3 protein-coding genes are annotated in these 6,089 nt (G+C 38.0%); all 3 read left to right on the forward strand.

Annotated elements, in window-relative coordinates; translation table 11 throughout:
- Positions 1 to 199 precede the first annotated feature (199 nt).
- Complete coding sequence (aceE, locus tag CKF58_RS07830) at positions 200 to 2,872, forward strand: pyruvate dehydrogenase (acetyl-transferring), homodimeric type (protein WP_119532658.1); 2,673 nt, start codon at positions 200 to 202, stop codon at positions 2,870 to 2,872.
- A gap of 86 nt (positions 2,873 to 2,958) precedes the next feature.
- On the forward strand, positions 2,959 to 4,578 hold the full coding sequence (aceF, locus tag CKF58_RS07835; RefSeq protein WP_119532660.1) for a pyruvate dehydrogenase complex dihydrolipoyllysine-residue acetyltransferase: 1,620 nt from the start codon (positions 2,959 to 2,961) through the stop codon (positions 4,576 to 4,578).
- A 16-nt stretch (positions 4,579 to 4,594) separates the two neighbouring features.
- Entirely contained in the window at positions 4,595 to 6,016 is a 1,422-nt protein-coding gene (gene lpdA, locus CKF58_RS07840) for a dihydrolipoyl dehydrogenase (protein WP_119532662.1), read from the forward strand.
- Positions 6,017 to 6,089: the final 73 nt, after the last annotated feature.

A 6,089-nucleotide genomic window follows, 5' to 3' on the forward strand; every position in this document is an offset into this window, starting at 1 on the left:
AACTTACAGTATCTTAGACTTTAATTTAACGATAAAATAGCATTGAATTATGTAGAGCACTTGTTGTTTGTATTTGCTGCTTTTGTCTTAGGAAGAATATGATAAAGATCTTTCTAAGCTATGCAACTAATCCTTTCAACTTTACTTTATGTTAATTTAATTTTAATGTTAAGCTAACAAAATTGTAAAAGGACATAAAATGTCAAACATCAACACTAATGATATCGATCCTATCGAAACACAGGAATGGCTTGATTCTTTAAATTCAGTATTAAGTACAGAAGGTAAAGAACGAGCTCAGTACATTGTTGACCGTTTATTAGCTCACGCTGGTGAAAAATCTTTAGATTTACCTACAGGTGTTAACTCACCATACGTAAACTCAATTCCAGCTTCTAAAGAAGTTGCTTACCCAGGTAACAAAGAGTTAGAAAAACGTATTCAAGCTGCTATTCGTTGGAACGCAATCATGATGGTTCAACATGGTCAGAAGAAAGATTTAGAACTAGGTGGTCACCTTTCTTCTTACCAATCAGCTTCAGACATTTGGGAAGTAGGTTTTAACCACTTCTTCCGTGCTCAAAACGAAAAAGATGGTGGTGACTTATTATTCTTCCAAGGTCACTCATCTCCAGGTGTGTATGCACGTGCTTATCTAGAAGGTCGTTTAACTGATGAGCAAGTGAATAACTTCCGTCAAGAAGTTCATGGTAAAGGTTTATCTTCTTACCCACACCCACACTTAATGCCTGATTTCTGGCAATTCCCAACAGTTTCAATGGGTCTAGGTCCATTAACTGCTATTTACCAAGCACGTTACTTAAAATACTTAAACAACCGTGGTTTAAAAGATACTACTGAACAAACTGTTTACGCATTCGTTGGTGACGGTGAGTGTGATGAAGTAGAAACTAAAGGTGGTTTATCAATCGCTGGTCGTGAAAAACTAGATAACTTAGTATTCGTAGTTAACTGTAACTTACAACGTCTAGACGGTCCAGTATTTGGTAACGGTAAAATCGTTAATGAATTAGAAGGCGTATTTAAAGGTGCTGGCTGGAAAGTTATCAAACTATTATGGGGTGATAGCTGGCAAGCTCTTTTAGATAAAGACCAAAGCGGTAAATTACTACAATTATTAAGCGAAACACCAGATGGTGAGTTCCAAAACTGTAACTCAAAAGATGGAGCTTACATTCGTGAACACTTATTTGGTAAATACCCAGAAACAGCTGCTTTAGTTCAAGATTTAACAGATGATCAACTTGCTCACCTAACTTTAGGTGGTCATGACTTCCAAAAAATCTATAACGCATTCAAAGATGCTAAAGAAACTAAAGGTCAACCAGTTGTAATTCTTGCGCAAACAATTAAAGGTATCGGTTTAGGTAGCGCTGCTCAAGGTCTAAACATTGCACACCAAGTTAAAAAATTAAACGTGGATGCATTAAAATTAGTACGTGATGAGTACAAATTACCATTAACTGATGCTCAAGTTGAAAACTTGGACTTCGTTAAATTTGCTGAAGGTTCAGAAGAATATAACTACTTACATGGTCAACGTAAAGCGTTACATGGTTATGTTCCAAGCCGTCGTAGAAAATTTGACGTTGAATTCCAAGTTCCAAGCATTGAAGACTTAAAACTTCAAAATCTATTAGAAGAACAATCACGTCCTATTTCTACAACTTTAGGTTTTGTTCGTTACTTAACAGCATTACTTGAAGATCAAAAAGTAGGTAACCGTATTGTTCCAATCGTTGCTGACGAATCTCGTACTTTCGGTATGGAAGGTTTATTCCGTAAAGTAGGTATTTACTCACCTTACGGTCAAACTTATACTCCACAAGACCGTCAAGCAGTGGCTTACTATAGAGAAGATACTTCAGGTCAATTATTACAAGAAGGTATTAATGAATTAGGTGCTACATCTTCATGGTTAGCAGCAGCTACTTCATACTCTGTAAATAACTGTCCAACAGTACCATTCTTTATCTACTACTCAATGTTCGGTTTCCAACGTGTTGCTGACTTATTATGGGCTGCTTGTGACTCAATGGCTCGCGGTTTCTTAATCGGTGCAACATCAGGACGTACTACATTAAACGGTGAAGGTTTACAACACCAAGATGGTCATTCACACATTATTTCAAGCACAATGCCATCAGTACGTTCATATGACCCAGCATATGTATACGAATTAGCAGTAATTATTGAAGATGGTATTAACCGTATGTACGGTCCAAAACAAGAAAACTGCTACTACTACATCACAACTTTAAATGAAACTTATGAGCAACCAGCAATGCCTGAAGGTGCTAAAGAAGGTATCGTTAAAGGTATCTACAAACTTAAAGAAGTTGCTGCTCAAGGTGAACAAGTTGCTGAAGTACAATTACTAGGTTCTGGTGCAATCTTACGTCACGTGATTGCTGCTGCAGAAATCTTAGCTAAATACGGTATTAAATCACACATCCACTCAGTAACTTCATTTACAGAGTTAGCTCGTGATGGTCAACGTTGTGAACACAAACACCGTCTAGATCCATTTGCAGCTCAAGATATTCCATACGTAACTAGCCACTTACAAAACTTACCAACAGTTGCTGCAACTGACTATGTGCGTGCTTACGCTGAACAAATCCGTGCATTCTTACCTACAGCGAACTATAACACTTTAGGTACTGATGGTTTCGGTCGTTCAGACAGCCGTGAAAACTTACGTGAGTTCTTCGAAGTTGATGCTAAACACATTGCTCTAACTTCTGTGTACGCATTATTACGTCAAAGAACATTAAAACCAGAAGCAGCTAAAGCAATTATTGCTGAACTAGGTATCGATCCAAACAAAGCTTACAGCTTAGATCGTTAATTTAATACTTAGTAAATTTATCTATTCTGAATGAGGCAATAAGCCTCATTCAGATTAATTATTTTAAACAGATAAGGGTTTTATAAATGGCAAAACAAGTTCAAATGCCTGACATCGGTGGTGATGAGGTAAACTTAGTTTCATTATCTATTAAAGTAGGTGATGTAATTAAAGCTGATCAAGAAATTGCAACTGTTGAAGGTGATAAAGCTTCAATGGAAATCCCAGCTCCAGAAGCAGGTAAAGTTACTGAAGTTTTTGTAAAAGTTGGTGATAAAGTTAAAACAGGTTGTCCGTTCTATGCTGTAGAATCAGCAGAACAAGCAGCAGCTCCAGCGGCTCCTGCAGCAGAAGCTCCTAAAGCTGAAGCACAACCAGCGGCAGTAGCTGCATCTGCTGTAGAAACGATTAGCCTACCAGATATCGGTAATGATGAAGTTAACGTAGCTTCATTAAAAGTTAAAGTAGGTGACGTTGTTAAAGCTGATCAAGATTTATTAACAGTTGAAGGTGATAAAGCGTCTATGGACGTTCCATCTCCAAAAGCTGGTAAAATCGTAGAAATCTTAATTAAAGAAGGTGATAAAGTTAAAACTGGTACTCCTGCATTCAAATTTGAAGTAGCAGGTGCAGCTCCGGCGTCAGCTCCTGCTCCTGCAGCAGCTCCAGCACCAGCAGCTGAAAAACCAGCAACACCAGCTCCAGCGGTAGCTCCAGCAGCGCCAGCAACAGGTGCTACTCAAGGTTTACCACAATCTGAAGTAGAAGCTTCTAAAGTATTTGCTCACGCTTCTCCTTTAGTACGTCGTCACGCTCGTGAATACGGTGTTAACTTAGATCGCGTTAAAGCAACAGGTCCTAAAGGTCGTGTATTACCTGAAGACGTTATTGCTTACATTAAAACCGCTGTACAAGCTGTACAAACTGGTTCAGTTGCAGCAGCTGGTACTTCTGTAGGTGGTTTAAACTTATTACCATGGCCTAAAGTTGACTTTAGCAAATTCGGTGAAGTTGAAGTTAAAGAAATGGGACGTATTCCTAAGATTTCTGGTCAAAACTTACACCGTAACTGGGTAATGATTCCTCATGTAACTGCATTTGACATGGCGGACATTACTGATTTAGAAGCTTTCCGTAAAGATCAAAACGCTTTAGCAGTTAAACGTAAATTAGACGTTAAAATTACTCCTTTAGTGTTCATTATGAAAGCTGTTGCTAAAGCTCTAGCTCAATATCCTAAATTCAATGCAAGTCTTTCAGCAGATGCTGCTCAAATGACTTTCAAAAAATACATCAACATTGGTATTGCTGTAGATACTCCTAACGGTTTAGTTGTACCAGTAATTCGTGATGTAGATCAAAAAGGTATTATTGAATTAAGCCTAGAATTAGCTGAAATTAGTAAAAAAGCTCGTGCTGGTAAATTAACTGGTGCTGATATGACTGGTGGTTGTTTCACAATTTCATCATTAGGTGGTATCGGTACTACAGCATTTACACCAATTGTTAACGCTCCTGAAGTTGCAATCTTAGGTGTTTCTCGTTCAGAAACTAAAGCTGTATGGAATGGTTCTTCATTCGTTCCTCGCTTAATGTTACCTCTATGCCTATCATTTGACCACCGTGCTATTGATGGGGCTGATGGTGCTCGTTTCATCACTGCTGTGAATGAAGCGTTAAGTGATTTACGTACTTTAATTATGTAATTAAAAAGAGGAAGTAATGTCTAACGAAATTTCTACACAAGTAGTTGTAATCGGTGCCGGTCCTGGTGGTTACTCTGCTGCATTCCGCGCTGCTGACCTAGGCAAAAGCGTGGTATTAGTTGAAAAACATAGCACTTTAGGTGGTGTTTGTTTAAATGTTGGTTGTATTCCATCTAAAGCTTTATTACACGTTTCAAAAGTAATTAATGAAGCTAAACACTTAGCTACTCATGGTGTTAGTTTTGGTGAACCAAATATTGACATCAACGGTATTCGTGATTACAAAAACGGTGTTATTTCTAAATTAACTACTGGTTTAGCTGGTATGGCTAAAGCACGTAAAGTTACTGTAGTTAACGGTTGGGCACAATTTAAAGACAAAAACTCTTTAACTGTAGCTCTAGCTGATGGTACAGAAACTGTAGTTAAATTTGAAAATGCTATCATTGCATGTGGTTCTACACCAGTAACTCTACCATTTATTCCACATGAAGATCCTCGTGTTTGGGATTCTACTGATGCTCTAAAAATGGAAAAAGTTCCAGCTCGTTTAGCAGTAGTAGGTGGTGGTGTAATCGGTATGGAAATGGCAACTGTTTACTCTACTTTAGGTTCTAAAGTTACAGTAATCGAGCCTGCTAACCACATTATTCCTCCAGCAGATGCAGATTTAGTTAAAGTATTAACTAATGCATTAAAAGACAAAATCACTTTCCACACTGATACAGGTGTGAAAGCAGTTGAAGCTAAAGAAGACGCTGTATACGTGACTACAACAGGTGCTCATGAAGCAACTGAACCATATGATGCTATCCTTGTATCAGTTGGTCGTCGTCCAAACGGTAAAGCATTAAATGCAGAAGCTGCTGGTGTTAAAGTTACTGATCGTGGCTTTATCGAAGTTGACAAACAAATGCGTACGAATGTAGAAAACATTTTCGCAATCGGTGACGTAGTTGGTCAACCAATGTTAGCTCACAAAGCTGTACATGAAGGTCACGTTGCTGCTGAAGTTATTGCTGGTAGCAAACACTACTTCGATCCACGTGTAATTCCATCAATTGCTTATACTGAACCAGAATTAGCATGGGTAGGTAAAACTGAGCAAGAATTAAAAGCAGAGGGCGTTGAATACGAAGCTGCTGTATTCCCATGGGCTGCTTCAGGTCGTGCATTAGCATCTGACGCTGCAAATGGTATGACTAAACTAATTTTCGATAAAGCTACTAATACTGTATTAGGTGCTGGTATTGTTGGTACTAATGCTGGTGAGCTTTTAGGTGAAGTTTGTTTAGCAATCGAAATGGGTGCTGATGCTGAAGATATCGCATTAACAATCCATGCTCACCCTACTTTACACGAATCTGTAGGTTTAGCAGCTGAAATTTACACTGGTACAGTTACAGACTTACCTAACAAAAAAGCTGTTAAAAAATAATTAATAAATAATAACTTATTATTTATAATCCAAATATTTGTATTCCGAAATTAAAAGCCCATCGATAAAATAT

The sequence above is a fragment of the Psittacicella hinzii genome (assembly GCF_003585935.1).
In the GTDB taxonomy this organism is placed as follows: domain Bacteria; phylum Pseudomonadota; class Gammaproteobacteria; order Enterobacterales; family Psittacicellaceae; genus Psittacicella; species Psittacicella hinzii.

What these genes read in the sequence shown, in the direction of transcription:
- aceE (WP_119532658.1), top strand. Translation starts at nt 200, where the DNA reads ATGTCAAACATCAACACTAATGATATCGATCCTATCGAAACACAGGAA.
- lpdA (WP_119532662.1), top strand. Translation starts at nt 4,595, where the DNA reads ATGTCTAACGAAATTTCTACACAAGTAGTTGTAATCGGTGCCGGTCCT.
- aceF (WP_119532660.1), top strand. Translation starts at nt 2,959, where the DNA reads ATGGCAAAACAAGTTCAAATGCCTGACATCGGTGGTGATGAGGTAAAC.